The sequence below is a fragment of the Sphingopyxis sp. genome (genome assembly GCF_035686825.1).
GTDB lineage: Bacteria > Pseudomonadota > Alphaproteobacteria > Sphingomonadales > Sphingomonadaceae > Sphingopyxis.
Genome location: NZ_DASRYZ010000002.1, coordinates 19,451 through 43,196 on the forward strand (window position 1 = coordinate 19,451; position 23,746 = coordinate 43,196).

General features: G+C 58.3%; 22 protein-coding genes and 1 pseudogene. 8 read left to right on the forward strand and 15 right to left on the reverse strand.

What is annotated here, in order from left to right:
• Positions 1-9 precede the first annotated feature (9 nt).
• Positions 10-1,368 carry an L-serine ammonia-lyase gene (locus VFG17_RS01220; RefSeq protein WP_325027661.1) on the forward strand — a complete coding sequence of 453 codons (1,359 nt, stop codon included), beginning with the start codon at positions 10-12 and terminating at the stop codon, positions 1,366-1,368.
• 137 nt (positions 1,369-1,505) lie between these two features.
• Here VFG17_RS01220 and pabB read toward each other — a convergent pair whose 3' ends face one another.
• From pabB to VFG17_RS01255, 7 genes are all read right to left on the reverse strand, one after another.
• Complete coding sequence (pabB, locus tag VFG17_RS01225; RefSeq protein ID WP_325027662.1) at positions 1,506-2,702, reverse strand: aminodeoxychorismate synthase component I; 1,197 nt, start codon at positions 2,700-2,702, stop codon at positions 1,506-1,508.
• Positions 2,703-2,969: 267 nt separating this feature from the next.
• The gene (locus VFG17_RS01230; protein ID WP_325027663.1) at positions 2,970-3,935 is read right to left on the reverse strand and encodes a Gfo/Idh/MocA family oxidoreductase; all 966 of its coding nucleotides are present in this window, start codon (positions 3,933-3,935) and stop codon (positions 2,970-2,972) included.
• A 35-nt stretch (positions 3,936-3,970) separates the two neighbouring features.
• The gene (locus VFG17_RS01235; protein ID WP_325028283.1) at positions 3,971-4,813 is read right to left on the reverse strand and encodes a class III extradiol dioxygenase subunit beta; all 843 of its coding nucleotides are present in this window, start codon (positions 4,811-4,813) and stop codon (positions 3,971-3,973) included.
• Complete coding sequence (gene ligA, locus VFG17_RS01240) at positions 4,813-5,217, reverse strand: protocatechuate 4,5-dioxygenase subunit alpha (protein ID WP_325027664.1); 405 nt, start codon at positions 5,215-5,217, stop codon at positions 4,813-4,815. The genes VFG17_RS01235 and ligA overlap by 1 nt, the downstream gene beginning before the upstream one ends.
• A gap of 40 nt (positions 5,218-5,257) precedes the next feature.
• Entirely contained in the window at positions 5,258-6,280 is a 1,023-nt protein-coding gene (locus VFG17_RS01245) for an amidohydrolase family protein (protein WP_325027665.1), read from the reverse strand.
• Entirely contained in the window at positions 6,277-7,239 is a 963-nt protein-coding gene (locus tag VFG17_RS01250; protein ID WP_325027666.1) for an NAD(P)-dependent oxidoreductase, read from the reverse strand. The genes VFG17_RS01245 and VFG17_RS01250 overlap by 4 nt, the downstream gene beginning before the upstream one ends.
• A 54-nt stretch (positions 7,240-7,293) precedes the next feature.
• On the reverse strand, positions 7,294-8,454 hold the full coding sequence (locus VFG17_RS01255; protein ID WP_325027667.1) for a LysR substrate-binding domain-containing protein: 1,161 nt from the start codon (positions 8,452-8,454) through the stop codon (positions 7,294-7,296).
• Between the two features lie 103 nt (positions 8,455-8,557).
• Here VFG17_RS01255 and ligK point away from each other — a divergent pair, with 103 nt between their 5' ends.
• Genes ligK through VFG17_RS01270 form a run of 3 tightly spaced genes read left to right on the forward strand, consistent with a single transcriptional unit; the run spans position 8,558 to position 11,194 of the window.
• A complete protein-coding gene (gene ligK / locus VFG17_RS01260) occupies positions 8,558-9,232 on the forward strand; it encodes a 4-carboxy-4-hydroxy-2-oxoadipate aldolase/oxaloacetate decarboxylase (RefSeq protein WP_325027668.1) in 675 nt (224 codons plus the stop codon).
• A complete protein-coding gene (locus VFG17_RS01265; RefSeq protein WP_325027669.1) occupies positions 9,225-10,289 on the forward strand; it encodes a 4-oxalomesaconate tautomerase in 1,065 nt (354 codons plus the stop codon). The genes ligK and VFG17_RS01265 overlap by 8 nt, the downstream gene beginning before the upstream one ends.
• A complete protein-coding gene (locus VFG17_RS01270) occupies positions 10,286-11,194 on the forward strand; it encodes an amidohydrolase family protein (RefSeq protein WP_325027670.1) in 909 nt (302 codons plus the stop codon). The genes VFG17_RS01265 and VFG17_RS01270 overlap by 4 nt, the downstream gene beginning before the upstream one ends.
• A 170-nt stretch (positions 11,195-11,364) precedes the next feature.
• Here VFG17_RS01270 and VFG17_RS01275 read toward each other — a convergent pair whose 3' ends face one another.
• Positions 11,365-12,252, reverse strand: coding sequence for a LysR substrate-binding domain-containing protein (locus VFG17_RS01275; protein WP_325027671.1), 888 nt, complete (start codon positions 12,250-12,252; stop codon positions 11,365-11,367).
• Positions 12,253-12,348: 96 nt separating this feature from the next.
• Between VFG17_RS01275 and VFG17_RS01280 the strand changes: the two genes are divergently transcribed.
• The 3 genes and pseudogenes from VFG17_RS01280 to VFG17_RS01290 all read left to right on the forward strand — a co-directional run bounded on the left by VFG17_RS01280 (position 12,349) and on the right by VFG17_RS01290 (position 14,300).
• Entirely contained in the window at positions 12,349-13,461 is a 1,113-nt protein-coding gene (locus VFG17_RS01280) for an S-(hydroxymethyl)glutathione dehydrogenase/class III alcohol dehydrogenase (protein WP_325027672.1), read from the forward strand.
• Positions 13,462-13,778: 317 nt separating this feature from the next.
• A pseudogene (locus VFG17_RS01285) lies at positions 13,779-13,823 on the forward strand (hypothetical protein); the annotation flags it as partial.
• Positions 13,824-13,994: 171 nt separating this feature from the next.
• Positions 13,995-14,300 carry a hypothetical protein gene (locus tag VFG17_RS01290; RefSeq protein WP_325028306.1) on the forward strand — a complete coding sequence of 102 codons (306 nt, stop codon included), beginning with the start codon at positions 13,995-13,997 and terminating at the stop codon, positions 14,298-14,300.
• A 373-nt stretch (positions 14,301-14,673) separates the two neighbouring features.
• Here the strand turns inward: VFG17_RS01290 and VFG17_RS01295 are convergent, their stop codons facing one another.
• The 6 genes from VFG17_RS01295 to VFG17_RS01320 all read right to left on the reverse strand — a co-directional run bounded on the left by VFG17_RS01295 (position 14,674) and on the right by VFG17_RS01320 (position 22,329).
• Complete coding sequence (locus VFG17_RS01295; protein WP_325027673.1) at positions 14,674-16,761, reverse strand: PQQ-dependent dehydrogenase, methanol/ethanol family; 2,088 nt, start codon at positions 16,759-16,761, stop codon at positions 14,674-14,676.
• 41 nt (positions 16,762-16,802) lie between these two features.
• Positions 16,803-17,423 (reverse strand): nuclear transport factor 2 family protein, encoded by a 621-nt coding sequence (locus VFG17_RS01300; protein ID WP_325027674.1) that lies wholly within the window; start codon positions 17,421-17,423, stop codon positions 16,803-16,805.
• A gap of 146 nt (positions 17,424-17,569) precedes the next feature.
• Positions 17,570-18,352, reverse strand: a complete 783-nt coding sequence (locus VFG17_RS01305) for an SDR family oxidoreductase (protein ID WP_325027675.1) — start codon at positions 18,350-18,352, stop codon at positions 17,570-17,572.
• Between the two features lie 144 nt (positions 18,353-18,496).
• Positions 18,497-19,234 carry an SDR family NAD(P)-dependent oxidoreductase gene (locus VFG17_RS01310; protein WP_325027676.1) on the reverse strand — a complete coding sequence of 246 codons (738 nt, stop codon included), beginning with the start codon at positions 19,232-19,234 and terminating at the stop codon, positions 18,497-18,499.
• A 32-nt stretch (positions 19,235-19,266) separates the two neighbouring features.
• Positions 19,267-19,650 (reverse strand): EthD domain-containing protein, encoded by a 384-nt coding sequence (locus VFG17_RS01315; RefSeq protein WP_325027677.1) that lies wholly within the window; start codon positions 19,648-19,650, stop codon positions 19,267-19,269.
• A gap of 147 nt (positions 19,651-19,797) precedes the next feature.
• Positions 19,798-22,329: a TonB-dependent receptor gene (locus VFG17_RS01320; RefSeq protein WP_325027678.1), complete on the reverse strand. Its 2,532-nt coding sequence runs from the start codon at positions 22,327-22,329 to the stop codon at positions 19,798-19,800.
• 685 nt (positions 22,330-23,014) lie between these two features.
• Here VFG17_RS01320 and VFG17_RS01325 point away from each other — a divergent pair.
• Positions 23,015-23,344 carry a DMT family transporter gene (locus VFG17_RS01325; RefSeq protein ID WP_325027679.1) on the forward strand — a complete coding sequence of 110 codons (330 nt, stop codon included), beginning with the start codon at positions 23,015-23,017 and terminating at the stop codon, positions 23,342-23,344.
• Positions 23,345-23,403: 59 nt separating this feature from the next.
• Here the strand turns inward: VFG17_RS01325 and VFG17_RS01330 are convergent, their stop codons facing one another.
• A complete protein-coding gene (locus VFG17_RS01330) occupies positions 23,404-23,631 on the reverse strand; it encodes a DUF2274 domain-containing protein (protein ID WP_325027680.1) in 228 nt (75 codons plus the stop codon).
• Positions 23,632-23,746: the final 115 nt, after the last annotated feature.

Genomic DNA, 23,746 nt, shown 5'->3' on the forward strand with positions numbered 1-23,746 from the left:
CAATCACGTATGATCGGGATGAGGGATATTTTTCGGGTTGGAATCGGCCCATCATCCTCGCACACCGTGGGGCCAATGAAGGCTGCGCTGGCATTCGCGACCGCCCTGCAGGGACGGCGCTTCTCTGAAATTGCGTGCGAACTCCTTGGTTCTCTCGCCTGGACCGGCTCTGGTCACGCGACCGACAAGGCCGTGATCCTGGGACTGGCCGGCCATGCGCCCGAGAATATCCGTCCGGAGGCGATCGACGCGATCCTGACGGATGTGGCTGAAAGGGGGAGGCTGACGGTCGCAAATGTCGAGATATCGTTCGATCCCGCCCGGCACGTCATTTTCAACCGCGAAACAGAGCCAACGGCGCATCCCAACACCATGCGGCTGGTCGCATGCAATGAAGCGGGAGAACAGATATTCGAGCAGCGTTGGTGCTCCATAGGGGGAGGCTTCATCGTCGAGGAAGCGCAATTCGGTACAGCGCCGGCGCAAGCGGGAATGGATGTACCCTTTCCCTTCTCCACCGCGGATGAACTTTTGTTGACCTGCGACCGAAACGGCCTCTCCATAGGCGAAGTCATGCGGGCCAACGAAGGATCGCGTTCGGCCGAGACCGACACCGATGCCTATCTCGACAAGATTATCGAAATCATGATGGCCTGTATCGACCGCGGAATCCGTGCTGAGGGAATTTTACCCGGGCGCCTCAAGGTCCCGCGCCGTGCAAAAAAGATCAAGGACAAGCTTGATGGCGACCGTTTCCGCAATCGCCAAGCGCCCCATGTGATCATGGACCATGTCAGCCTGTTTGCGATCGCGGTTAACGAAGAAAATGCCGCGGGCAGTCAGGTCGTGACCGCGCCGACCAATGGCGCCGCCGGGGTGATCCCGGCCGTGCTACGCTATTATCGCGACTTCTGGCCGAACGCCGATCGGGACGGCATGCATGATTTTTTGCTCACAGCCAGTGCGATCGGCGTTTTGACCAAGATGAACGCTTCGATCTCGGGCGCCGAGGTCGGTTGTCAAGGCGAAGTCGGAACTGCCAGCGCGATGGCTGCCGCAGGCCTCGCCGCAGCCATGGGCGGTAGCATTCGGCAGATTGAAAATGCGGCGGAGATCGCGATGGAACATCATCTGGGCATGACCTGCGATCCCGTCGGCGGCCTCGTTCAAGTGCCTTGTATCGAGCGGAATGCCTTCGGCGCGGTCAAGGCAATCAACGCCGCTTCTCTCGCAATGCGCGGCGACGGGACCCATACGATATCGCTCGATCAGGTCATCGCTACCATGATGCAGACCGGCAAGGACATGAACTCCAAATATAAGGAAACATCGCTCGGCGGTCTCGCCGTCAGTATGCCCGAATGCTGACAATCCTCGCTGGTGCCTCGTGGGGCCTGACCCCTGATCGTCCTCGGTAAGGATCAGACTCGTGCGAACGCCGCAGCGGCTGAGCTTGCTGTTCCGGGCTGTGCAGATAGCTTTGAGAGCGATGATTCGACTGGACGTTATGGCCGTTTGCTGGTCGGCGCCATAGCCGGTGACAGGAACCGCCCTTTTGAAAGACACTCCTCCCATTCGGATTCGACATCTGAATCTGCGACAATGCCGGATCCAAGACCAAATCGCGCGACTGATCCGCCATTTTCAATATTCAATGTGCGGATGGCAACATTGAAGACCGCGTCACCCTGAGGGTCGATCCAGCCAATGGAACCTGTGTAGACGCCGCGCGACGATGCCTCGACCGCCGCGATCACCTCCATCGCGCGCAGCTTGGGCGCGCCTGTGATGGATCCACAAGGGAAAAGCGCGCGCAGTGCATCAACCGTCCCCAATTCCGGCAGCAAGTCCGCGCACACCGTTGAAACCAACTGGTGAACAGTCGGGTAGGTTTCAACCTTGAACATATCCGGCACCGTAACGGAGCCCGCACGCGAAACCCGGGAGAGATCATTGCGAAGCAGGTCCACGATCATCAAATTTTCGGCACGCTGTTTGATATCTTGCCGAAGCCAGCGGACGAGGGCGGCATCCCGCTTAGGATCTGGATCGCGCGGGGCGGTTCCCTTCATCGGACGCGCGGTAAGTCGGCCGCGCATGTTCGAGAAAAATAGTTCTGGCGAAAAGGAAAGCACGGATTGCGCGCCGGTATTTATTATTGCGCCATAGCCTGCGTGCTGCCGTGGCCTGACCGCAGCATATAGCGCCATCGGATCACCGCTGAAGCGTACTTCGCACGCGAATGTCAGATTGGCCTGATAGATATCGCCCGCCTGAATTAGTTTTTGAACTCGCGCGAATGCCGCGCGATAGCTCGCTTCGCTGATCAGCGGGTGGAACCCGTCGATGCATGCGCCGAACGGATCCGGAAGGATTTTTGGCAGGGCTCGTGCCGGAATGATCTCGAGGTCTGTGAACAAGCCAAACCACAGCAGCGGCGAGCTTTCTCCCAAAGAGCGCCGTGCTGCCAAAGGCCGCAACTTGCTTTCGAGCGCCAGGCCCGCCTCATAACTAATGAAGCCAGCAGCATGGAAGCCCTGCTCCCCGGCTTTTGCCAGACGGTCGAGCGCAGATTGCACATCTTCCTGCCGGTAAGCGGCGATCACCTCGACGGGGTCGCGATAAAGCCGGCCAGGCGCGGCTCCGCTCAGACGCGCGTCGTCGAAAAGAGCAAAGGCCTGATCGGGGTGAGGTAGCTGCATGAGTTTGTTCGCTGACCTTCTGGATATCCCCGAGGCCACCTGCGAGAGGGCGTCCCGGCAAGCTCGCGCCGTCAAGCCTCGAAAAATGCCTCGCAGACCGCGGCGGAAATGCGGCATTCAATGCCACTGGGCATGGCTTGGCACAACCAACTTGTAGCAACGCCGTGGCCCACCCCCAGATACGACCGGCCGTTTCAGACTTGGACAAGCCCGCCATGTCTTCGATCTACCAGGCGCAAGCCCTTCACGGCGAGGCGCACCGAGCGCTTAGGTTGGGCGTGGCCTCACGGCGAATATGTCCAATTGCCGCTCCAGCTCGCCGAGAATGCGATAGCAGTCGAACACTTTCGCGACACTTGAGTTGGGCTCACGCCCCTCGCGGATCGCCGCAATGAATTCGCGATCCTGCAACTCAATTCCATTCGTCGAGCCGGCGACTGCACGAAGGTCAATCGGCTGATCCCGGCCATCCATCAGGTCGTCGTAGCGCGCGACATAGGTATTGGTGTCGCCGATATAGCGGAAAACGCTGCCAAGCGGCCCGTCGTTATTGAAACTTAGCGAGAGGGTGCAGATCGCTCCGCTCTCGCTTTTCAACTGAATCGACATGTCCGTTGCGATTCCCAGATCGGGGTGAATCGGTCCTTGCATTGCATGAGCATCAACGATGGGGCCTGCCTGATAGGCGAAGAGATCGACGGTATGCGCCGCATGGTGCCACAGGAGATGATCTGTCCAACTGCGCGCTTCGCCCTTGGCGTTTATGTTGGTGCGTCGGAAGAAATAGGTCTGCACATCCATCTGTTGAATATTGAACTCGCCCGACCTGATGCGGTTGTGGACGAACTGGTGCGACGGGTTGAAGCGGCGCGTATGCCCGACCATGCAGGTGAGGCCCGTTTCGACCTGTTTTGCGAGCACGGCTTGTGCGCCCGTCCAGCTATCGGCCAAGGGGATTTCGACCTGCACATGCTTGCCTGCGCGCATGCAGGCGACAGCCTGCTCCGCGTGCATCTGCGTCGGCGTGCACAAGATCACAGCATCGACATCGGCTCGGGCGAGGGCTTCGCCTAGTTCGGTCGTGACGTGGCCTATGCCATATTTGGCGGCGACCGCCTGGGTCCGTGCCAGTTCGCGGCCAATTATGGACGCGACCGTCACACCGTCGATGTTCTTCAGCCCATCAAGATGCTTTTCACCAAAAGCACCCGCTCCCGCGAGCGCAATACGCATGACCTTGGCTCCTTCCATTTGCGGTTCTGATCAGGTTATGCTGGCTCGAGCACCAGATGACCGACAGCCGTATTGCTTGCCGGTACGTGATAATGTCTGTGAAGAGGTTTCACCTTTTTCCCCAGCGCGCCGCGCATGATCAGCCACATCACCATCTCTATCCCTTCGGATCCGGTTTCACGCAGATATTCAATGTGGGGAATCGCACGAAGTGCCTCGCCGTCATCCTCGCTCATCAGGTCCAGGAAACGATTGTCCCATTCGGCGTTGATCAAACCCGCCCTTGGTCCCTGGAGCTGGTGGCTCATGCCGCCGGTGCCCCAGATCTGAACGTTCAGGTCCTCGCCGTAGCTTTGCACTGCCCGCGCGATCGCCTCGCCCAATAGCCAGCAACGATTGCCCGAAGGAGGCGGATAGGTAACGACATTGACGGCAATGGGAATGATCTTCGCCGGCCACGCTTCGGGCTGCCCGAACATCAAGCTCATCGGGACGGTCAAGCCATGGTCGACATCCATTTCGTTGATGATCGTCATGTCGAATTCATCCAGGATCAGGCTCTGCGCGATGTGCCATGCAAGGTCCGGCTCGCCGATAACGTCCGGCAAGGGTCGCGGCCCCCAGCCTTCGTCGGCGGGTTTATACCGCTCACCGCATCCGATCGCGAAGGTGGGGATGATCTTCATGTCGAAGGCGCTGGCATGATCGTTATAGACCAGGATCACGACGTCGGGCTTTTCCTGCGCGATCCACTGGCGCGACCAATCATAGCCTGCAAACAGGGGCTGCCAATAGGGTTCTTCTGTCTTGCCCAGGTCCATCGCCGCGCCAATTGCGGGTACATGGCTCGTGGCGACGCCTGCAGAAATGCGGGCCATCATCTTTTCTCCTTAATGGATCGGACGCCTTCGGGCGAACGTCCGCCGGCCACCATCATCGCTTGATAATCTTCGGGTGCCATGCCGGTCATGGTCCCCACTGCCTGGAGGAAGCTGAGGCCATCGGTCGAGAACACCTTGGCAAGGAAGTAGATGTTGCCGCCAAGATCGAGACAGCGATTATAGTCCCGGTCAAGAATCGCCTGCTTCTGGTTCTCGGACATCGGCCATTCGTCGATATACGCGCGCTCGTTTGCCTTCCATCGCTCACGGTTCTCGGCCTTCATCAGGGTCATCGCAAACTGGTTCATCCAGTAGCCCTGTCGCGCCCGTTTCGCCGTGTAAACGCGCGTCCCCGGAATATCGTCGAGCTCAGCGAGATATTCATGAATGTCGGTGCTCATGCCCCACCTTTCCAGAAGATAATGTCTTGGGCTTCAGGGATCACAAGCCGCGCGCCTTGAGCTGCGCATCCAGACGCGGGAATACCCTTCGGGCGTTGCCTTCGAAGATTGCGTGTCTGTCCATTTCGCTGATATCAAGCGCATCCACATACCGCTTCGTGTCATCGAAATAGTGGCCGGTAGTCGGGTCGATGCCCCGCACCGCTCCGACCATCTCGGAACCGAACAGGATATTCTTGCTGTCGATCACGTCGGCAAGCAAATTGATGCCTGGCTGGTGATATACGCAGGTGTCGAAGAAGATGTTGTTCATCAGATGCGTGTTTAAGCTTGGCTTTTTAAGCATGTCAGCGAGCCCGCGATAGCGACCCCAGTGATAGGGAACCGCCCCGCCGCCATGCGGAATGATGAAGCGCAAGTTTGGGAAATCCGCAAACAGGTCGCCTTCGAGAAGTTGCATGAAAGCGATCGTGTCGGCTGCGATATAATAGCCGCCGGTGGCGTGCATCGCCGGATTGCAACTTCCCGACACGTGAATCATCGCCGGCACGTCCAACTCCACCATCTTTTCGTAGAAGGGGTACCAGAACCGATCGGTCAGCGGCGGATGTTTGAAATAGCCTCCCCCCGGATCTGGATTCAGGTTGCAGCCAATGAACCCCATGTCGACACAGCGTTCCAGTTCGGCGATGCTGTTGCCCATGTCCGCAGCAGGAGATTGCGGCAGCATGCAGACGCCGACGAAAGTTTCCGGGAAGATCCCGACGACACGCGCGATCAGGTCGTTGCAACGTGTGGCCCATTCCATGGCGACACGGGCGTCGCCGACATGCGGCGCCATGGCAGAAGCGCGGGGCGAGAAGATCGTGAGATCCGCGCCACGATCCTTGATCAGACGAAGCTGGTTGATTTCGATCGTGGAGCGAATTTCGTCATCGGAAATCTGCGGATAGGGCGGCGTCGGCGCGCCCGCTCTGAAAGCGGCCTTCTGTTCCTCGCGCCATGCATCATGCCCCTCCGGCAAAACGGTATAATGGCCATGGCAATCGATTATCAGGGTCATCGGTTCGTCGCTCCAGTCTTTCTGCGCATCTCTAATTTCATGTCTGCGCCGCGACGGGAGGAGAGTGGCGCTTTGTCGGGCAATTTAACGCGCCGCGTGGCTGCATGAACCCGAGCGATCTTTTCACTTAGTCCTTCAATTGCCGGACCAAGAGCGAGTTCGCCGATTTGCCGCTGCCGCAACACCGTTGCTCGCGTCATTGGCGCGCGCACGCCAACCCCTTGCAATGTCTTGACCGCCTCTTCCATCTCCGCGGCACGGCGCAGACCATGGACAAGCATTCTGTCGAGATAATAGTCAGCTCGGGCAGCCCATGATCCAGTTGGTTCGCTTGCGTCGAGGGACGCAATGACCTCCTCGCGCACGCCCGCTGCTTCGGCAGCAAGCATGCATTCTGCAGTGAGCGCCTCCAGTCCCTTTATCATTACGGAGCGGATCATTTTCACCGACGAGGCGTGACCCACGGTCTCGCCCACGACGCTCAAGTTTGCAAAGCCCAGCGCGCTGAGCCGTCCTGCAGCTTCCTGAGCACCGCTGCCGCTAAGCAGGAGCGGCACCGACAGTCGCGCTGGATTGACGGGTGCCATCACCGCAACATCAAGATAGCGGCCGCCGGCTGCATCGATAAGCTGCGCCGCCGCCTGCTTGGTCTGAGGCGCGACGCTGTTCATGTCGCAATAGAGGCTATTCGGCAAAATATGGTCGGCTGCGGCCGCCGCCGCCAACAGCGCTTGGTCGGCAGTCACGAGCGACAAAATCAGGTTGGATTGCGAAAGCGCATCGGCAAGATGGGCCGCGCCCACGACCTCGGCCTCCCGATATGCAGCGAGCATTGCGTCACGCTCTAGGCGCGTTTCGGTCTGCAGGTCATACACATGTACGCGCTTGCACCAGCGACCAGCGCAAGCGAACGTAGATCCCGCTTCGCCAAACCCGATCAGACTGACATTCTGCTCCATAAGCAGAGCCATGACTCAAGGAGGTCGCCGCAGCTAATCGAATCCGCAGCCACGCTATAAGTTTTTACGAACCAAACTACCCACCTCGGCATCAATTACTGCCATGAAGCGTCGCTGCAATCGTGTCGGTCGCCAGTCTTCCCTCGTAGTCAATCCGATCGTCCGGCTGATTGCGCCCGGTGCCGGACCGATGTCGACAACCAAGCCGGCATCCAGCTCCACCATGAGCTGATCTACCGCCAACATGGTCAGGTAATCGCCACTTACCAACAGTTCGCGGATGGTCATCACCGACCCGCATTCGATCGGCACTGGCGGCAGATCACCTCCGAGCGCTTCAAACATTTGTCGCCAAAGCTGCCGCAAAGGAGCGCCCTCGGGGGGCAAAATCCAGGGATATCGACGCAGGGCCTCGGCGTCCCAGCCTTCGACAAGGGGATGCCCCGACCGGGCAAAGATCGTAGGGCGATCCTCGAACAGGGGCCTCTGCACAAGATCCTTTCCGAGCGACGCATCGCGTAGCGCGCCGATCATCATGTCGACTTCGCCATCACGAAGCGGCCCCACCAGTTCGGCGTGCGATCCTTCGTGGACGCTGATATGTACCTGCGGAAATTCGGTCCTGAAGGCGCCGATTGCTTTGGGAAGCAACCTGGCGCGCGACAGCGGCATTGCGCCTACCACAATTCGGCCGCCCTGCTGTCCATTCTGCTCCGTGAGCTCATCCAACCCGGATCGAAGCTCTGCCAACGCCAATCGCAGTCGACGGGCCACTGCTGAGCCTTGGCGTGTCAGCACCAGGCCGCGACCCCTTCGTTCGGCAAGTCGATGCCCGAGAACAATTCCCAAATCCCCCACCGCCCGGTGAAGCGAGGGTTCTGTCACGCCTGATTCAACCGCAGCTGCCGTGTAGCTCCCCGTCCGCGCCAACGCGACGAATGCCCTGATCTGCGCAGCGGTCACCCTGTTGCTGCCTATCAACCTCAATGCTGCCTCAACCCGGGGCGCCAGTCTGATCGCGGCCTCGGTGGGGGCCATTCCGCTCGGCTGGCGCGTGAACAGCGCCATCCCGAGCTGCACCTCCAGCTTGGCTATCGCCTGCGTCACGGCGGGCTGTGTCAAATTCACTGCGCGCGCGGCCACGCTGACGCTGCTATGCTCCACCGCAACCGCCATGGCGGCTAGGTGCCGGATATTGAGATGCTCGGGTGTCACGAACTAAAGTTAGCAAAATCTAATAACGGATGCATAGTTCATATTTGAGAAATTGCTTCTGTTTTGTCACCTCATTTTTCGTCATATATCGGAGGAAGAAATCATGTCGGGGATCGTGGTCCAGAAGTTCGAACGAACGGACCTCTCCATTGTCGATGGCCTCGCCGCATGCGGCGTTGCGACCGTTCACGAAGCCCAGGGCCGAACCGGACTTCTTTCGCCCGATATTCGCCCAATCTACACCGGCGCTCGCATTGCAGGCAATGCAATCACCATTTCGGCTCCGCCGGGCGACAACTGGATGATCCACGTCGCGATCGAGCAGCTGCGCGAGGGTGACATCTTACTGCTTGCGCCGACAAGCCCCTGCACCGATGGCTATTTCGGGGATCTCCTCGCTACATCGGCTCAAGCGCGAGGGTGCCGCGGCCTCGTGATTGACGCCGGAGTGCGCGACATCCGCGACCTCACTCAAATGGGCTTCCCGGTGTGGTCTAGAGCCGTTCACGCCCAAGGCACCGTCAAGAGCACATTGGGCAGCGTCAATGTCCCGGTGGTCTGTGCGAATGCTCTGGTGCATCCGGGGGACGTGATCGTCGCGGATGACGATGGTGTTTGCATCGTGCCATGCGCAAACGCCGCCGACATTCTTGAAAAGGCGCGGGCACGCGAAGCGGCAGAAGAAGCAAAGCGCGTTCGGCTCGCCGCCGGTGAACTTGGCCTCGATATCTATAATATGCGTCCACGCCTGGAGGAAATGGGACTTAGATATGTCTGATGTCCCAAACTCGGCCAAGGTGATGTGGATGCGCGGCGGCACGTCGAAGGGCGGTTATTTCCTGGCTGAGGATCTTCCAGCGGAGGCAACCAAACGCGACGCTTTTCTGTTGCGTGTCATGGGATCACCGGACGCGCGCCAGATCGACGGCATGGGCGGGGCTGACCCTCTAACGAGCAAGGTTGCGATCATAAGCAGATCCTCGCGGCCCGGCGTCGATATCGACTATCTCTTTCTTCAGGTTTTTGTTGATCAGGCCATTGTCAGCGATAGCCAGAATTGCGGCAACATTCTTGCAGGTGTCGGCCCCTTCGCCATCGAGCGCGGACTGGTTGCGGCTGAAGAAGCTGAAACCTGCGTCTCCATCTTCATGGTGAATACCGGTCAAGTCGCCATCGCGACCGTCCAGACGCCAGACAGAAAAGTCTGCTATGCCGGCGAAGCTCACATTGATGGCGTCCCCGGCACTGCCGCCCCCATTGCGCTTGAGTTTCGGGACACTGCGGGCTCAACTTGTGGCGCACTGCTTCCAACGGGCAATGCCGCCGACGAGGTGGAAGGCGTGCGTGTCACGATGATCGACAATGGTATGCCGTGCGTCGTGATGAAGGCCGAGGATGTCGGCGTCACCGGCTATGAAGACCGCGCCACCCTGGATGATAATCTCGTGCTCAAGGCGATTATCGAAAAGATCCGTCTCGCGGTGGGCGAGCGGATGAACCTCGGCGACGTCACGGACAAGTCGGTTCCCAAGATGATGCTCGTTGCCCCCCCGCGAAGCGGCGGAGCAATCACGGTTCGCAGTTTCATTCCCCATCGCGCGCACGCTTCGATCGGTGTTCTGGGCGCTGTGAGCGTTGCGTCAGCCTGCCTTATTGAAGGCTCGCCTGCGTTTGAAGTCGCTTCCGTGCCAGAAGGCGCCCGCAAGACGTTGTCGGTCGAGCACCCGACCGGAGAAACGACCTGCGTGGTCGATATGGACGAGCGGGATGACATAAGAAGTGTTGCCATGTTGCGGACCGCCCGCAAGTTGATGGACGGCGAGATATTCGGATGAGCGATCGCAAGGTCAGCTGGCACGCCAACCCTTCCACGCCGAGCTTCAAGCTACCGCCTGGCGCTGTCGATGCGCATTGTCACGTGTTTGGCCCGACGGCGGAATTTCCCCTCAGCCCAAAGGCAAAATATACACCCCAAGACGCCGGTCCCGATATGCTCTTTGCACTGCGCGATCGGTTGGGAATATCCCGGAACATTATCGTTCAGGCGAGCTGCCACGGCACCGACAATGCGGCGACTTTGAACGCCATCGCGAAGTCCCGGGGGAAAGCACGGGGCGTGGCCGTTGTTGACCTTGCCATAAGCGATTTCGAATTGGAGCGACTGCACGACGGGGGTATTCGGGCAGTTCGTTTCAATTTCCTGAAGCGCCTCGTTGATGAGGCCCCGAAGGACAAGTTTCTGGAGATCTCTCGCCGTATCCTGCCGCTCGGTTGGCACACCGTGGTCTATTTCGAGGCCGACATTCTGGAAGAGATGCGTTCGTTTTTGGATGCGATCCCGACTCTCGTCATAATCGATCATATGGGTCGGCCCGACGTTACCCGGCATCCCGACGGGCCTGAAATGGGCGCGTTCCGCTCGCTGTTAGACAGCCGCGAGGACATCTGGACCAAAGTCACTTGTCCCGACAGGCTCGATCCTAGAGGCCCTCCTTGGAACGACTTCGCCCGCTTTGCTTCCCCTTTGGTTAGCGACTATCAAGACAGGGTAGTGTGGGGCACGGACTGGCCTCACCCTAACATGGAAGATGCCGTTCCAGACGACGGTGATCTCGTTGACATGATCCCCCGCATTGCGCCGACAGCTGATCTGCAGCGTAAGCTCCTCATCGAGAATCCGATGCGGCTTTATTGGCCCGAAGAGGCGACGCTGCGCGGGATTGTGCCAGCCACGGATTAAGACTGAGTTCGCTCGCTGGTCGGTCAATCTTCGACCAATCTCACGGACGCGATATTATGTGCGCTTGGCTTGAGTAAGTGGGCGCCGTCGGCGGAGGCCTGATGGACGAAGGCAACCGCGTCAGCGAATATTGTTGCGCAAAAACCGGAGTGGCGGGCGGTTGCTTCAGGTCAGCCCGTCAATCCCAATGCGGCTGACAATTCGTGTTGCAGCGCTTCAACAGCACGCTGAACCTTGGGCAATTGATGGCGTCGGCGGGGATAAACGGCCCAAATCGGTTCGTCCGCCGGCCGGACATCATCAAGGACGAGTTCCACCATGCCCTTTTCCAGAAAAGGCAAGATATAGAAGTCGGGGAGCTGGCAGATGCCGATGCCGGCGATGCAAGCCTCGATCACGGCGTGCCCGCTATTGCAACGGAAGCGACCGGCAGGGCGATGCAGATGTTCCTGCTCGCCGACAGTAAAATGCCAGGTTGGCGCCGTTCCAACGATGCATTCGTGCGCAACCAGATCTTCGACGACTAGCGGCCGACCTTGGGAGGACAGATAGTCGGGGGCGGCACAGGTGCGGACATTTCGCGATCCAACACTCACCGCAACCAGCCGCGGATCGCTGATACTGCCGGTACGGATCGCGAGGTCGAAATCTTCGGCTGTCAGGTCTACGACCCGGTTCGTGAGTTCGATCGTGATGCTCAGGCGGGGGAACTGTATCGCAAAGCGCCGCAGGATCGGTGCGACATATCGCTCTCCCATCGTCGTCGAGCAGGTTACCCTCAATTCTCCATGAGGCTCGCCCTTTTCCCCAATGAGGGCAAAAGCCTCATTCCGCTCTTGAATAATACGCTCGCATCGCTCGAGAAAGGTCCGCCCCGCGTCGGTCAGTCTGACGCTTCGCGTTGTTCGGTGAAAAAGCTGCGTTTCAAGACGCCGCTCCAGCGCCATGACCGCGCGACTAACATGTGTGGCGGACCTGCCAATGATTAGGGCACCGCGCGTGAAGCTCGCGGAATTCGCGACTGCTACAAACTCGTCGATACCATCCCATCGCGTCAATTATAGCTCCATCTGGCACAGTCTTTTGCGATATTCGCGCATTATCACAAATGAGGGACAATGCTAGCGACTGAACTTTAGAATCGGAGATAATGCGTGAAAACCCGTGCCGCCGTTGCATTCGAAGCAAAGAAGCCGCTCGAGATCGTCGAGTTGGACCTCGAAGGCCCGAAGGCGGGCGAGGTGCTGGTCGAGATCATGGCGACGGGCATCTGCCACACCGATGCTTATACGCTCGACGGGTTCGACAGCGAGGGCATCTTCCCCAGCGTGCTCGGCCATGAGGGCGCAGGCATCGTGCGCGAAGTCGGCGCGGGGGTGACGAGCGTCGTCCCCGGCGATCATGTGATCCCGCTCTACACCCCCGAATGCCGGCAGTGCAAAAGCTGCCTTTCGGGCAAGACCAACCTCTGCACTGCGATCCGCGCCACGCAGGGCAAGGGACTGATGCCCGACGGCACGACGCGCTTCAGCTACAAGGGGCAGCCAATCTTCCATTATATGGGCTGCTCGACCTTCTCGAACTTCACCGTGCTGCCCGAGATCGCGGTCGCGAAAATCCGCGAGGACGCGCCGTTCCAGTCGAGCTGCTATATCGGTTGCGGTGTCACCACCGGGGTCGGCGCGGTGATCAACACCGCCAAGGTGCAGGTTGGCGACAATGTCGTCGTCTTTGGCCTCGGCGGCATCGGGCTCAACGTAATCCAGGGTGCGCGGCTTGCGGGTGCGAAGCAGATCATCGGCGTCGACATCAATCCGGCGCGCGAGGAATGGGGCCGCAAGTTCGGCATGACCGACTTCCTTAATACGAAAGGCATGAGCCGCGAAGACACGGTCGCCGCGATCGTGCAGCTGACCGACGGCGGCGCCGATTATACCTTTGACGCGACGGGCAACACCGAAGTCATGCGCACCGCGCTCGAAGCGTGCCACCGCGGCTGGGGCACCTCGATCATCATCGGGGTGGCCGAGGCGGGCAAGGAGATTGCAACGCGGCCGTTCCAGCTCGTCACCGGGCGCAACTGGCGCGGCACCGCGTTCGGCGGCGCCAAGGGCCGCACCGACGTGCCCAAGATCGTCGACATGTACATGACCGGCAAGATCGAGATCGATCCGATGATCACGCACGTCATGGGCCTCGACGAGATCAACAAGGGGTTCGACCTGATGCATGCGGGGACAAGCATACGTTCGGTGGTAGTATTTTAGAAAATTCCGCCGCCGAGAAGCGATAACTAGCTGCGCTTTCGCGATGTCCGCCGCCGTCCGCGCCTCAAGACATCGCGCATCGCGGCCGTTGTTATGGCAATTGTTTCGCCATCTGTGATGCGCCGTCGCAGCATGCGGAGACGTTCGGACTTCGACACGAAAGGTGTAAGCAAAGAATCGCTGCATGCACGCTCCATTAGCGGACGACGCTATGATCGCCCCTCGGCCAGTTTATCGAAATGAGGCGATCTGCTAGATGTGGCGAGCGGTGATATTTTCGGCAATTCGGGTCGAATGAAGACCAAGCGGATCGAATATTGCTGGCACTCCATCGCGAAGGTCACTTCGCCCGAGCAGCGGCAGCTTGCGACGTCTCGCAACCGACTTTGTCCGCCGGCATAGCCATGCCCGCGTCGCAACTTGTACAGCGGCGGATCGCACGCAACCGGCAATATGCTCGTCTGCTGCGGAAAGGCGGAGCGAGTCTTCCTTGGGCACAACAGCTTGTAGCGACACCGAACGCTCAGTCAGTAATGGACACTGCCCGCGGCCCCCGAAAGGGGAACCGCGCTTCGGCGCCATACCGGCATGAACGGCTGCGACGGGCCATCTTTTCGAAGCGACGCGCGCGTTTTACTGAAATAGCCGAGCAGTTTCGCGCCCTCAAGTTTCGGCAAATCGAACGCGAATTGGCCGCCTACGAACCGGATGCCGGAGAGACCTATATCGACTTTGAACCGCCGGCCCACGCCCTTTCGGTTCCGCTCAACACCGCGCATTCACCCTTCCTTCCGACCAACCGGCGTCACGGCAAAATGGGGCTTATCTACGCCGGCTAATCACCACTCGCAGGATTATTTAGACTCCCGCGCGGCGAGCGCATCTCCAATCACTGGACACTATCTCCGAGACGCCGGCATCATGGCCACGGCGCTGATATCGGTCACGCCCTTGCCTAAATGCAACACAATCCGGACCGGCCATGGCTATAGCGACCAGGAGGAGAGCGGCGTGGCGCACCCCATTGTCCGTCGAATAAATGCTGGAAATGCTGGCTGACGGTTTCGCCTGATCGGGTCGCACGCTAACCAAGGGTATCCGGGACCGATATCGCCGCGCCACCGAGAGCGGGACCGGGATCACCCGCGCCGAGAGAGGCACCCAAGCAGCACTTCCAAAGGCCCTGCGGCGGATGGGTGATCATTCCTCACATTATTTCCTCACCTCTGCTGCTTTGGAACGAATATATTGGCGCAAATCGTCAAGTTCGGCATCGCTCATTTCGCCCCAGGCCGGCATACCCGCCGACACAAGCGCGCCTTCACGCACGATCTGCGCAAAGGCTTCCGGCGACTGCGGCACCCCCGAAGCCCGCAGTTCCGGAGCGGTTCCCGCGCTAACGCCATCAAAACCGTGGCAAATGCCGCAGCGTGATCCGTACAGAAATGCTCCTCGAGCGGAACTCGCCGTATCCGCTTTATAATCTGGGTCAACCGCAGGGGTGAACGCCGCATTCTTGGCCTTCTGGATCGTCGCGGCGCCGCCCAACGCGAAAGTTAACACGCGCCTCGGCTGCGTGCGATAATCAGTCAGCTCCGGCCATGCGCGCGAATTGATGCCAAGGGCGGTCCCGACGCCGGCAAGCACGGTCACATATTGGCGGCCATTGTGCCTGTAGGTTATCGGGGGCGCCAAAACCGGCACATGCGCATCGAACTGCCAAAGGGTCTTTCCGGTCACCGCGTCGTAGGCATTGAACTTGCCCGTAGCATCTCCTTGGAACACCAACTGCCCCGCTGTAGCCAAAATTCCTCCGTTCCAGCCACCGGGCATTTCCCGTTTCCAGGCGACCTCGCGTGTCGCCGGGTTCCACGCCAGCAAAGTCGATGTGGCATCCTTGCCCGATTTCGACTGCGGATCGAAATTGATATTCAATCCCGGATCGGCAAGGTTTCCGGGCATCCGCTTCCAATTCTCGGGAATGCCCTTTTCGTCATAGACAGTGCCCGAGTGAGCGACAGGAAGGTACATCAAGCCCGACAGGGGGCTGTAAGCTGAGGGCAACCAAGTGTGAGCGCCATCCGGCCCGGGAACTAGTCTGAACGGTTCCCCGGCGGGCATCCGCGCCTTCGGATTTTCGATCGGACGGCCCGTTCGCAGATCGATACCGCTTGCCCAAGTCACTTCCGTCACCTTGTCGGCCGAAATAAGCTTTCCACTGATCCGGTCGATGACGTAAAAAAAGCCGTTCTTCGGCAATTCCATCAGCACCTTGCGAACCTTGCCATCGATCTTGATGTCGGCCAGTTGCATATCCATAGAGGCGTTGTAATCCCAGCTTTCGCCCGGATTAAACTGATAGTGCCACTTATATTTCCCGGTCTTCGCGTCCAAGGCGACGACCGAGCAGAGGAAGAGATTATCGCCCCTTCCCTTACTGCGGATGCGATGGCTCCAAGGAGCCCCGTTCCCCGTCCCAACAAAAACGGTTTCAGTTTCCGCATCATAAGTGAAGGAATTCCAAGCGGTGCCGCCACCTCCGTATGTCCACCATTCCCCGTGCCATGTCTGCGCCGCCATCGCCTGGGCTTCATCCTCGAAGCCCTTGGCCGGGTTGCCGGGGACAGTATAGAACCGCCACAACTGCTTGCCGGTTTCAGCATCATAAGTCGTGACATAACCCCGGACATCCCATGAGTCCGCACCGCCGTGACCGATGATGACCTTCCCGTCGAATACTCTTGGCGCCCCGCTGATGAAACGACCGTCCTCCTTGCTGAACGTCTTCTGGGTCCAGACCTGTTTGCCGGTCTTTGCATCTATGGCGATTAGCCGCCCATCCTGTGTGCCGATATAGATTTTACCGTTCCACCAGGCGAGTCCGCGGCTCCCCCAGCCCATTCGCAGCTTGTGTCCCGAGCGCTCCGGCGCCTGCGGGTCGAATGTCCAGAGTAACTTTCCGCTCGTGACGTTAATCGCGCGCACGACGCTATATCCCGTCGATGTATAGAGCACGCCGCCGACCGCGATCGGACCGCTCACCGGATTGCCTGCAGGCAGGTCGAGAGACCAGGCAAGACCAAGCTGATGAACGCTGCCACGATCAATCTGCGCCAAGGGACTGTAATGCTGCTCACCGTATGTGCGACCAAAAGCCGGCCAGTCGTCCTCCAAGTTCCAGTCTATCAGTGCGGAATCCGGATTGTCAGGCGAACGCTGAACTGGGTCGCTATAGAGATAAGTGACCGTTCCAAGCCCAATAGCTCCGATCAGGGCGGCAACTTTGGCTAGTTTCTTCATATGGCCACTTCCGAACTATCCTGGTGTCCCTGACTTCCTGCTTATGGTTTGGTGACGTCCACACGTAGGCGTGTCAGACGCAACGTCTTTATCTTCCACTTTCCATCAACGCGCTCATATGTCTCATGATAATGGCCGAACCCGGCAAAGAGCCGGATCGGGGCGCCATCCGGGAAACGCAGCTCATCGTGCATCCCCCATACAGCCCGCGCAGTCGTTTCGCTGAGCAACTCGATCTCCGGAGCATAGACCTGGTGCGCGGTTACGATTCCATCGAGACTCTTTTTCTCGATTGCCACGAAATTCTCGCGGCCCTTGATCACCTCCCCGGTCGCGTCCGGCGCAAAATTGACGCCGGTGCCGGGGTCGGTCGCGGACCCCTCGAAATCGGCGACAACATCGTCAGCAAGCACGTCGGAAACCAGCCCCCAGTCCTTGGTATCGATGCCGCGCGTGTAGCGTGCCTTCAGGAGCTTGATTTCTTCGCAGGCCTGAAGGCGCGAGACATCGTCCATGACAGTACTTCTTTCAACAGTTGGATCGCCCGCAGGCCGGGTTTGCGTCGACTCTGTAACGGGTTGCTCCCTGGGCGCAGCCGTGACGGGGAACGCGGCAAGTGCCAAAAAACTCACGGCAAACGACGCTGATCGATAGGTCAGCATAAAGGAATCCTAGCTAGAGCCTCACCCAAGGGCGAGCCAAACAGTCAAGCGCTCTTTTCATCGGAGCAAAACGAACATGCCTGCCGCTGGCCGCACAAGGGGTGCGCGATGTCGTCGATCGGCACCTTAGCACGATGATCGAAGGATCAGGCGCTCTTGCAAATGCCGCCATCGATCAAGTGATCCGAGCCGATCACACTGCGTGCCACGTCGGACAACAGGAAGGTGATCAGCGCCGCAACTTCTTCCGGTTCCGTGATTTTGCCCAACAGCATGCCCGACATTTCCGGGAGCGTAGCGATCAGTTCTTCCTTGGTCATTCCGCTGGCGGCGGCCATCTTCGCGCCAACATGATGGTCCGACTCCCATACACCTGTGCGAACCGGTCCGGGCGATACCATGTTGACCCGCACCCCTTTGGGACCGAACTCGGTCGCCAGCGCCTTGCTGAAAGACTTGAGCGCTGCTTTGGGGATCGAATAGGGCATAGGGGAATCGGCGGGCTGCCAGGTGGTTAGCGAACCGACATTTACGATCGCGCCGCCACGTTCGATCAGGCTGGGCAGTGCGGCGCGGGTGACGCGCACGGCCGCAAAGAGGATGATGTTCATCATCTCCACCATGATCGTGTCGTCAATGCCCAGAAAGCCGTCCAGCGTGATATTCTCACCGCCGGCAACATTGTTCACCAGCAGGTCGACGCCTCCAAATTCCTTGATCGCGGCTTCGACAAGACGGTCGCCGCTGTCGGGCTCGCTGAGGTCAATCGACAAACCGACTGCCCCGGTTTCTTTCAGTTCCGGCCGGATGTTGCGGGCCGCACCGACAACCTGCACACCCTCCGCGATCAGCGACCGTACGGTCGCCAATCCGATTCCCTGGCTTGCGCCAGTAACGATTGCAGTTTTGCCCTTCAACTTGAGATCCATATCAGACGTTCCTCATGAAATTGACGATAATCTTTGCATTCATATTTAAATCGCAACCGGCTTTGCGTAATTCGAGATCGTTCCAGTCGACGGAACTCCAAGTATAGCTTAGAAAGCTGATTCAATCTTTTGCCGCAGCGGCACCTATCTCGCGATGTAGCCGCCATCGACGACAAATTCCGAACCTGTGACGTAGGAAGCCTCGTCGCTGGCGAGGAAGAGGATGACGGCCGCAACCTCGTCCGTCGTCCCCATGCGGCCCAACGGGGTCATTTCCGCAAACATCGCTTGATCCATGCCTTGGGTCACTGGCGTGTCGATGAAACCGGGATGCACGGAGTTGACGCGCACCTTCTCCTTCGCCCAAGCCATTGCCGCAACTTTTGTGAAGTTCCGAATGGCTCCCTTCGCCGAGGAGTAGGCGGGGCTGTCGCCAAAGCCCCCGATCATGCCCCATATCGAACTGACGTTGACGATCGCGCCGTTGCCCGACGCCTTGAGGGCGGCGGATGCTGCCTTTGTGCCAAGAAAAACGCTCGTCTGCGTTACCGCAATAACCTTGTTATATGTTTCCAGCGACGTGTCTTCGATCGTGTCCAAGTCGCCGATCGCGGCATTGTTGACGAGGACATCCAACTTGCCATGTCGGTGGACGATATCCGCGATCACGGTGTTCCACTCATCCTCGCGCGCGATGTCGAGTTTCATCGCGATGGCCGATCCGCCGTTCGCATTAATCTCGGCGGCGACGGAATCTGCGGCCTCCATCTGAATGTCCCCGATCACGCATGTTGCGCCCTCACGAGCAATACGTATAGCGGTAGTCTTTCCGATGCCGCTTGCACCACCAGTTATAAGCGCAACTTTACCTTCGAATCGCATGATCGATCCTTTTTCTTCCCACGCGGAGATGGTTATTTGAATTTGATCTCGATGCATTCGACCACATAATATTTCACGGTGCTGAGGTCGATAAACTTCGCTTCGTCGGCCTTCAAATCAGGCAGATATTTGGGATCGAAAAACAGCTGCATCGACGCTTCGGCATCCTCGCGGGTTTCATATTCCACCTCGGTGAGGCAGTCGAACGGCGGATTGGGATCTGTGCGGCCGTCAGCGACGCTGTCTAGGAAGCTATCATCGCGAATGACAAAGTTTCTGCGATGGACATTCGGGAGAATATCGGTCGGCGGAAGGATAGCCATGACATTGGGAATATGGGTGTTCTGGTAATAATCCTTAAACTCTTGCATCGTAATGTCTTTACGGCGCTTCATCATGATTACGACTTTAAACATCCACTTTCTCCATTATCTTTAATTTGACCAGATTCGTAAAATTGCGCGAATTGCTTATTATCGGGAGATTGTGCAATCCAATATAGGCATAATATTCAACGCTACTCGTGCTAATTTCTCGAACAAATTAGCTCGATCTCGTTTACATCAGAAAGAATATTTAGCTCTGACGCCAATTTCACGCGGCCGACTGATGTTATCGACCTGATTGAGGGCGCCGAGAAGCGGCGCCTGTCTTATGTCACGCGAATAAACTACTCGTTTGTCGAGGAGGTTGTTGATGAATAGGCCAAGTTCCAGCGCACCCATATCAAAGGCAACGTCGCCATTGACCATCGCGTAACCAGACGCCTTGTAGGGCGTGAGTCCGCTGGTCGGTAAAGATGATATGACGGAACTTTTGTAAAAAGCATTGATCGTATAGTTAAGCGTCTGATCGCGGCCCAGATCCTGTTTATAGGACAAGGTGGCAGAGGCGCTATGCTTTGATGATCCCGGCAGACGATCACCGTTCGTCCCGACAATACCTGCTGCGACAAAGCCGCCATTCCCGTCACCAACCGGGAAGGCAAAATCTTCCTTCAATTTGGCATCAACATAGGCGTAGCTCAACGACAGGTTGAGGTCGCGATCGAAGAGGGGCGTGGATATTTCAGCCTCTAGTCCCTTCGATACTGCCTTCGGGGCGTTGACCGTCACGTTCCAGCCGCCATTTGGCGTGATTGCAGAAACCTGGGCATTCTTCCAATCGATGTAAAATATATCCGCCGTGTAGCGCAGGCCGCCAGGCAGCCGCCCTTTCACGCCGAACTCAAAATTATTGGCTTTGTCGGGTCCATAGGACAGGAGGGCCGGCGGCTCCTGAAATATGCCTTCAGTCGGGAATGTGTTGGCGCCGGCCCGGCGAAACCCCTGCGACCAGGTCGCATACAACCGATTCTCACCTGCAAAACGATATGTCGTATTAACCTTGAAGATTTGGTCATTCACCTTGGCCGTGTTGTTCTGCAGAACGAGCAGGTCAAAGATGTTGTCGGAATAGCTGAGTCTTTGATCGAAATCCTGCCAGAACGCTCGCGCGCCTCCCGTCGTGTCCCACCGGTCCGTGATATGCCACGTCAACTCACCATAGATCGACTTTTCCTTGAACCGCTGTCTCGCGCCCACCACGAACGCCCGCCCTTCAGCGTCGACATTGGTAACAAAACCAGGGGGGCCAAACGGCTGAAAGCCACCGCCAGCATCAGACAGCGCCTGTGTATATTGAGTGATACCAGGCGTGTGCATGTCCACTGACATGCTGTTGCGCTGATCCATGTAGAAGCCACCCAAAACGTAGTCGAATGTTTCACCTTTCTTGGAGACCAGCCGGAATTCCTGGGTCAAGGTCTTGCTCCGATCGCCATACACCCCGGTAAAGAGGAACCGTGGAAATATCGGGTCGCCCGTGAAGAAAGGAATGGAGGCAGCAGGCGCTGTGAAGGTGAAGAATACGCCTTGGTCGGCGGTCGTGCCGCGCGTGTTGTAATATGTGGTGGTCGACGACAGATCTGCAAAGCCAAGATCGTAGCTCATGTCGAGCGCGGCGAGCCAGGATCTTCGCGTGTAGGGCTCGAGGATTGGCGACACCAAGCCATAATCGCCGGCCGCCGGCAGGGTGATGCGAGGATCGATCGGATAAGGGCCTCCTGCAAAGGCTGAGTTGGTCTCAGGACCACCCTGCCCCTTGATGTGCAGGTAATTCAGCGACGCTTCGATGTTGAACTGCGAACTGGGCCGAATTTTCAGCGCACCGCGAATGTTGGCGATGTCCGCGTAGTTCGCGTCCTTCTTATTGTAGTAGACGGCCGGGCTTGTGACGAAATTGGAAGGATCGGCCTGGACCGCAGGTGCATCCGCGCTGTCGCCGTCGCGCTTAACAATGCCATAGCGATCGATGAAACCGGCCTGATGGTCGAACTTGCCGCTGACCCTGAATGCTGCGACGTCGCCGATCGGCACGTTGATCACGCCACCGGCCGTGTAGCCCAGCTTGGCTGAGTGCGCCGTTGTCGTGCTGCTTCCATAGACCTGACCGCTGAATTCCTCCAACTCGGGAGAATTGGGAATGATCCGGATCGCCCCCCCGAGAGAGCCTGCGCCGTAAAGCGTCCCCTGCGGGCCACGCAATATTTCGACATGGTCGACATCATCGACCGGGATATAGCCGGCCATGACGCTGTTTCCGAGATAGGTCGCAACGGGCGACTGCTCCAAAACGAAATTTTCGCGGCTTACATCGGCCGCGTTTAGGCCTCGAATGACGGGAACCGAATATGCGATGTTGCGGCTACCCCGATCCTGAACGGAAAAGCCAGGAACCTGCCGGGACAATTTGGTAAGGTCTGTTGTCTGGGTACGCTCGAGCGCTTCCCCGCCTATCGCAGAAATATTGTAGGGAATGTCGGTGACGTTGGTCGCACGTCGGCTCGCCGTGACGACGATGTCGCTGGAATTGGCGCCATTGCCCTGGTCAGGAGCCGCTTGGTCAGGAGAAACTGGGTTGGAAGTCGGGCGATCCTGCCCCATCGCGGGAGTAACCGCGAAGGTACCCAGCAGGACACAGCTCGATATGCCTCCAAAAAGCGCTGTCTGCGCCGAGATGCATAAGGTCCGCATTAACCTTTTATCTTGAAACATAACTTCCTCCCCAGTAAGAAGTGTGCTCAGCGCGCAATTTAATATTCTGTTTTGATACCAACTTTTCTTTAGCTGCTTTAGATTTTGGGGAATAAACGCATGGAACCCCATATGTCGCAGAGTAGTGACAGTTGATTGTCTTGTGCCAGAATTTTTTTCTTACTGCTCTCGTGTTGCTACGCTATCGGCAGCTCGCGCCTCGACGGCCTCCTTACCCGTCCCGACTGGATCCGCCTTGCCTGTGCGGCAGTCTTCCGCGGTCGCTGACTGAGCCTATGGGGCGCCCCATCCGGACGGGGGGAATATAACCGGGCGGGTAGCGAGCCATGCGCATCTCGCGTTCTGCGCTTCGTTGCTTCGCTCTGCGGCTGTGCTCGTTCAGCGCCCTGAAGCAGGCGTGCTCGTTAATCTCCTCGGCCTTGAGCGTGTCCGGCGTCCCGCGCGCTGCGCCCTTAGTAAACCCGCAATGCGCGCGCCTCTCGGACCAAACCGATCGTTGAAACTGGTTCCCTGTTCAGGTAAGAACATGTCACCGGAAAGAGAGTAGCAGGGTGGTGTCTCCTGCTTTCGCCTCAAGCGAATCTTTAGTTGCCTCGGTGTCACACAGCGGTCGGTTTGCTCGCGCTAACGCAGTTTCTTGTGCGTAAGTGGCGTGTCGGACGAAGCTTTAACCCTGGGAGCTCTCATGAAATATCTCTATCTTCTTGTGGCCATTGTCGCCGAGGTTGCGGCAACTTCCTTTATGAAAGAGTCGCAGGGCTTCACTCGGCTCGCGGCATCGCTCGCCGCGGTGGTCGGCTATATGATCTCCTTCTATTTTCTGTCGCTGACGCTGCGCGATCTGCCGACAGGCATCGCCTATGCTATATGGTCAGGGGTAGGGATCGTATTGATAACGGCCGCCGCATGGCTGTTTCAGGGGCAGAAAATGGACACGCCCGCCCTTATCGGCATGACTTTGATTATTGTTGGGGTCATGGTCATGAATCTCTTTTCCAAGGCCGTCAGCCACTAAGGTTATGGCTGCTGGCTGCTTCGTTACGGCGGCAGGTCCGGCGTAGCGCTGAACTATGGCTAGCCGGGGGATCGTCGCCGCTGCTTGCTGAACTCCCGGTCGCTGGCGATAAAGAGTCCGATCATCGCGGGAATGATGCGCTCGGGCGGAAGCGGCGCTGCCAGTCCTGTCAGCTTCGCGTGAACCGCCGCATATTGCGCAAGCTCCCGGACGAGGTGACCGGGTAGTTCGAGCGTCAGCTTGACCGGCTTTTCCTCGACGATCGGGCCCAGCCTGAGTATGGTCATCGTTCGCTTCCATTCAGAGGTTCAAGGATCTGATCGCCGGTGGTAAAAACGCCGTCAGCGGAAGTTGCAGCGGCGTGAGTTACCCGGTTATCAGTAAATCCTTCAATGGCGTTCC

Coding starts and splice junctions, on each gene's coding strand:
- VFG17_RS01230 (WP_325027663.1), bottom strand. CDS start 3,935: ATGCGTATTGCGCTCGCGGGAGCGGGTGCTTTTGGTGAAAAGCATCTT.
- pabB (WP_325027662.1), bottom strand. CDS start 2,702: ATGCAGCTACCTCACCCCGATCAGGCCTTTGCTCTTTTCGACGACGCG.
- VFG17_RS01265 (WP_325027669.1), top strand. CDS start 9,225: ATGTCTGATGTCCCAAACTCGGCCAAGGTGATGTGGATGCGCGGCGGC.
- ligA (WP_325027664.1), bottom strand. CDS start 5,217: ATGAGCACCGACATTCATGAATATCTCGCTGAGCTCGACGATATTCCG.
- VFG17_RS01245 (WP_325027665.1), bottom strand. CDS start 6,280: ATGACCCTGATAATCGATTGCCATGGCCATTATACCGTTTTGCCGGAG.
- VFG17_RS01320 (WP_325027678.1), bottom strand. CDS start 22,329: ATGTTTCAAGATAAAAGGTTAATGCGGACCTTATGCATCTCGGCGCAG.
- VFG17_RS01220 (WP_325027661.1), top strand. CDS start 10: ATGATCGGGATGAGGGATATTTTTCGGGTTGGAATCGGCCCATCATCC.
- VFG17_RS01315 (WP_325027677.1), bottom strand. CDS start 19,650: ATGTTTAAAGTCGTAATCATGATGAAGCGCCGTAAAGACATTACGATG.
- VFG17_RS01305 (WP_325027675.1), bottom strand. CDS start 18,352: ATGGATCTCAAGTTGAAGGGCAAAACTGCAATCGTTACTGGCGCAAGC.
- VFG17_RS01290 (WP_325028306.1), top strand. CDS start 13,995: ATGGACACTGCCCGCGGCCCCCGAAAGGGGAACCGCGCTTCGGCGCCA.
- VFG17_RS01325 (WP_325027679.1), top strand. CDS start 23,015: ATGAAATATCTCTATCTTCTTGTGGCCATTGTCGCCGAGGTTGCGGCA.
- VFG17_RS01330 (WP_325027680.1), bottom strand. CDS start 23,631: ATGACCATACTCAGGCTGGGCCCGATCGTCGAGGAAAAGCCGGTCAAG.
- VFG17_RS01300 (WP_325027674.1), bottom strand. CDS start 17,423: ATGCTGACCTATCGATCAGCGTCGTTTGCCGTGAGTTTTTTGGCACTT.
- VFG17_RS01295 (WP_325027673.1), bottom strand. CDS start 16,761: ATGAAGAAACTAGCCAAAGTTGCCGCCCTGATCGGAGCTATTGGGCTT.
- VFG17_RS01235 (WP_325028283.1), bottom strand. CDS start 4,813: ATGGCCCGCATTTCTGCAGGCGTCGCCACGAGCCATGTACCCGCAATT.
- ligK (WP_325027668.1), top strand. CDS start 8,558: ATGTCGGGGATCGTGGTCCAGAAGTTCGAACGAACGGACCTCTCCATT.
- VFG17_RS01310 (WP_325027676.1), bottom strand. CDS start 19,234: ATGCGATTCGAAGGTAAAGTTGCGCTTATAACTGGTGGTGCAAGCGGC.
- VFG17_RS01270 (WP_325027670.1), top strand. CDS start 10,286: ATGAGCGATCGCAAGGTCAGCTGGCACGCCAACCCTTCCACGCCGAGC.
- VFG17_RS01250 (WP_325027666.1), bottom strand. CDS start 7,239: ATGGAGCAGAATGTCAGTCTGATCGGGTTTGGCGAAGCGGGATCTACG.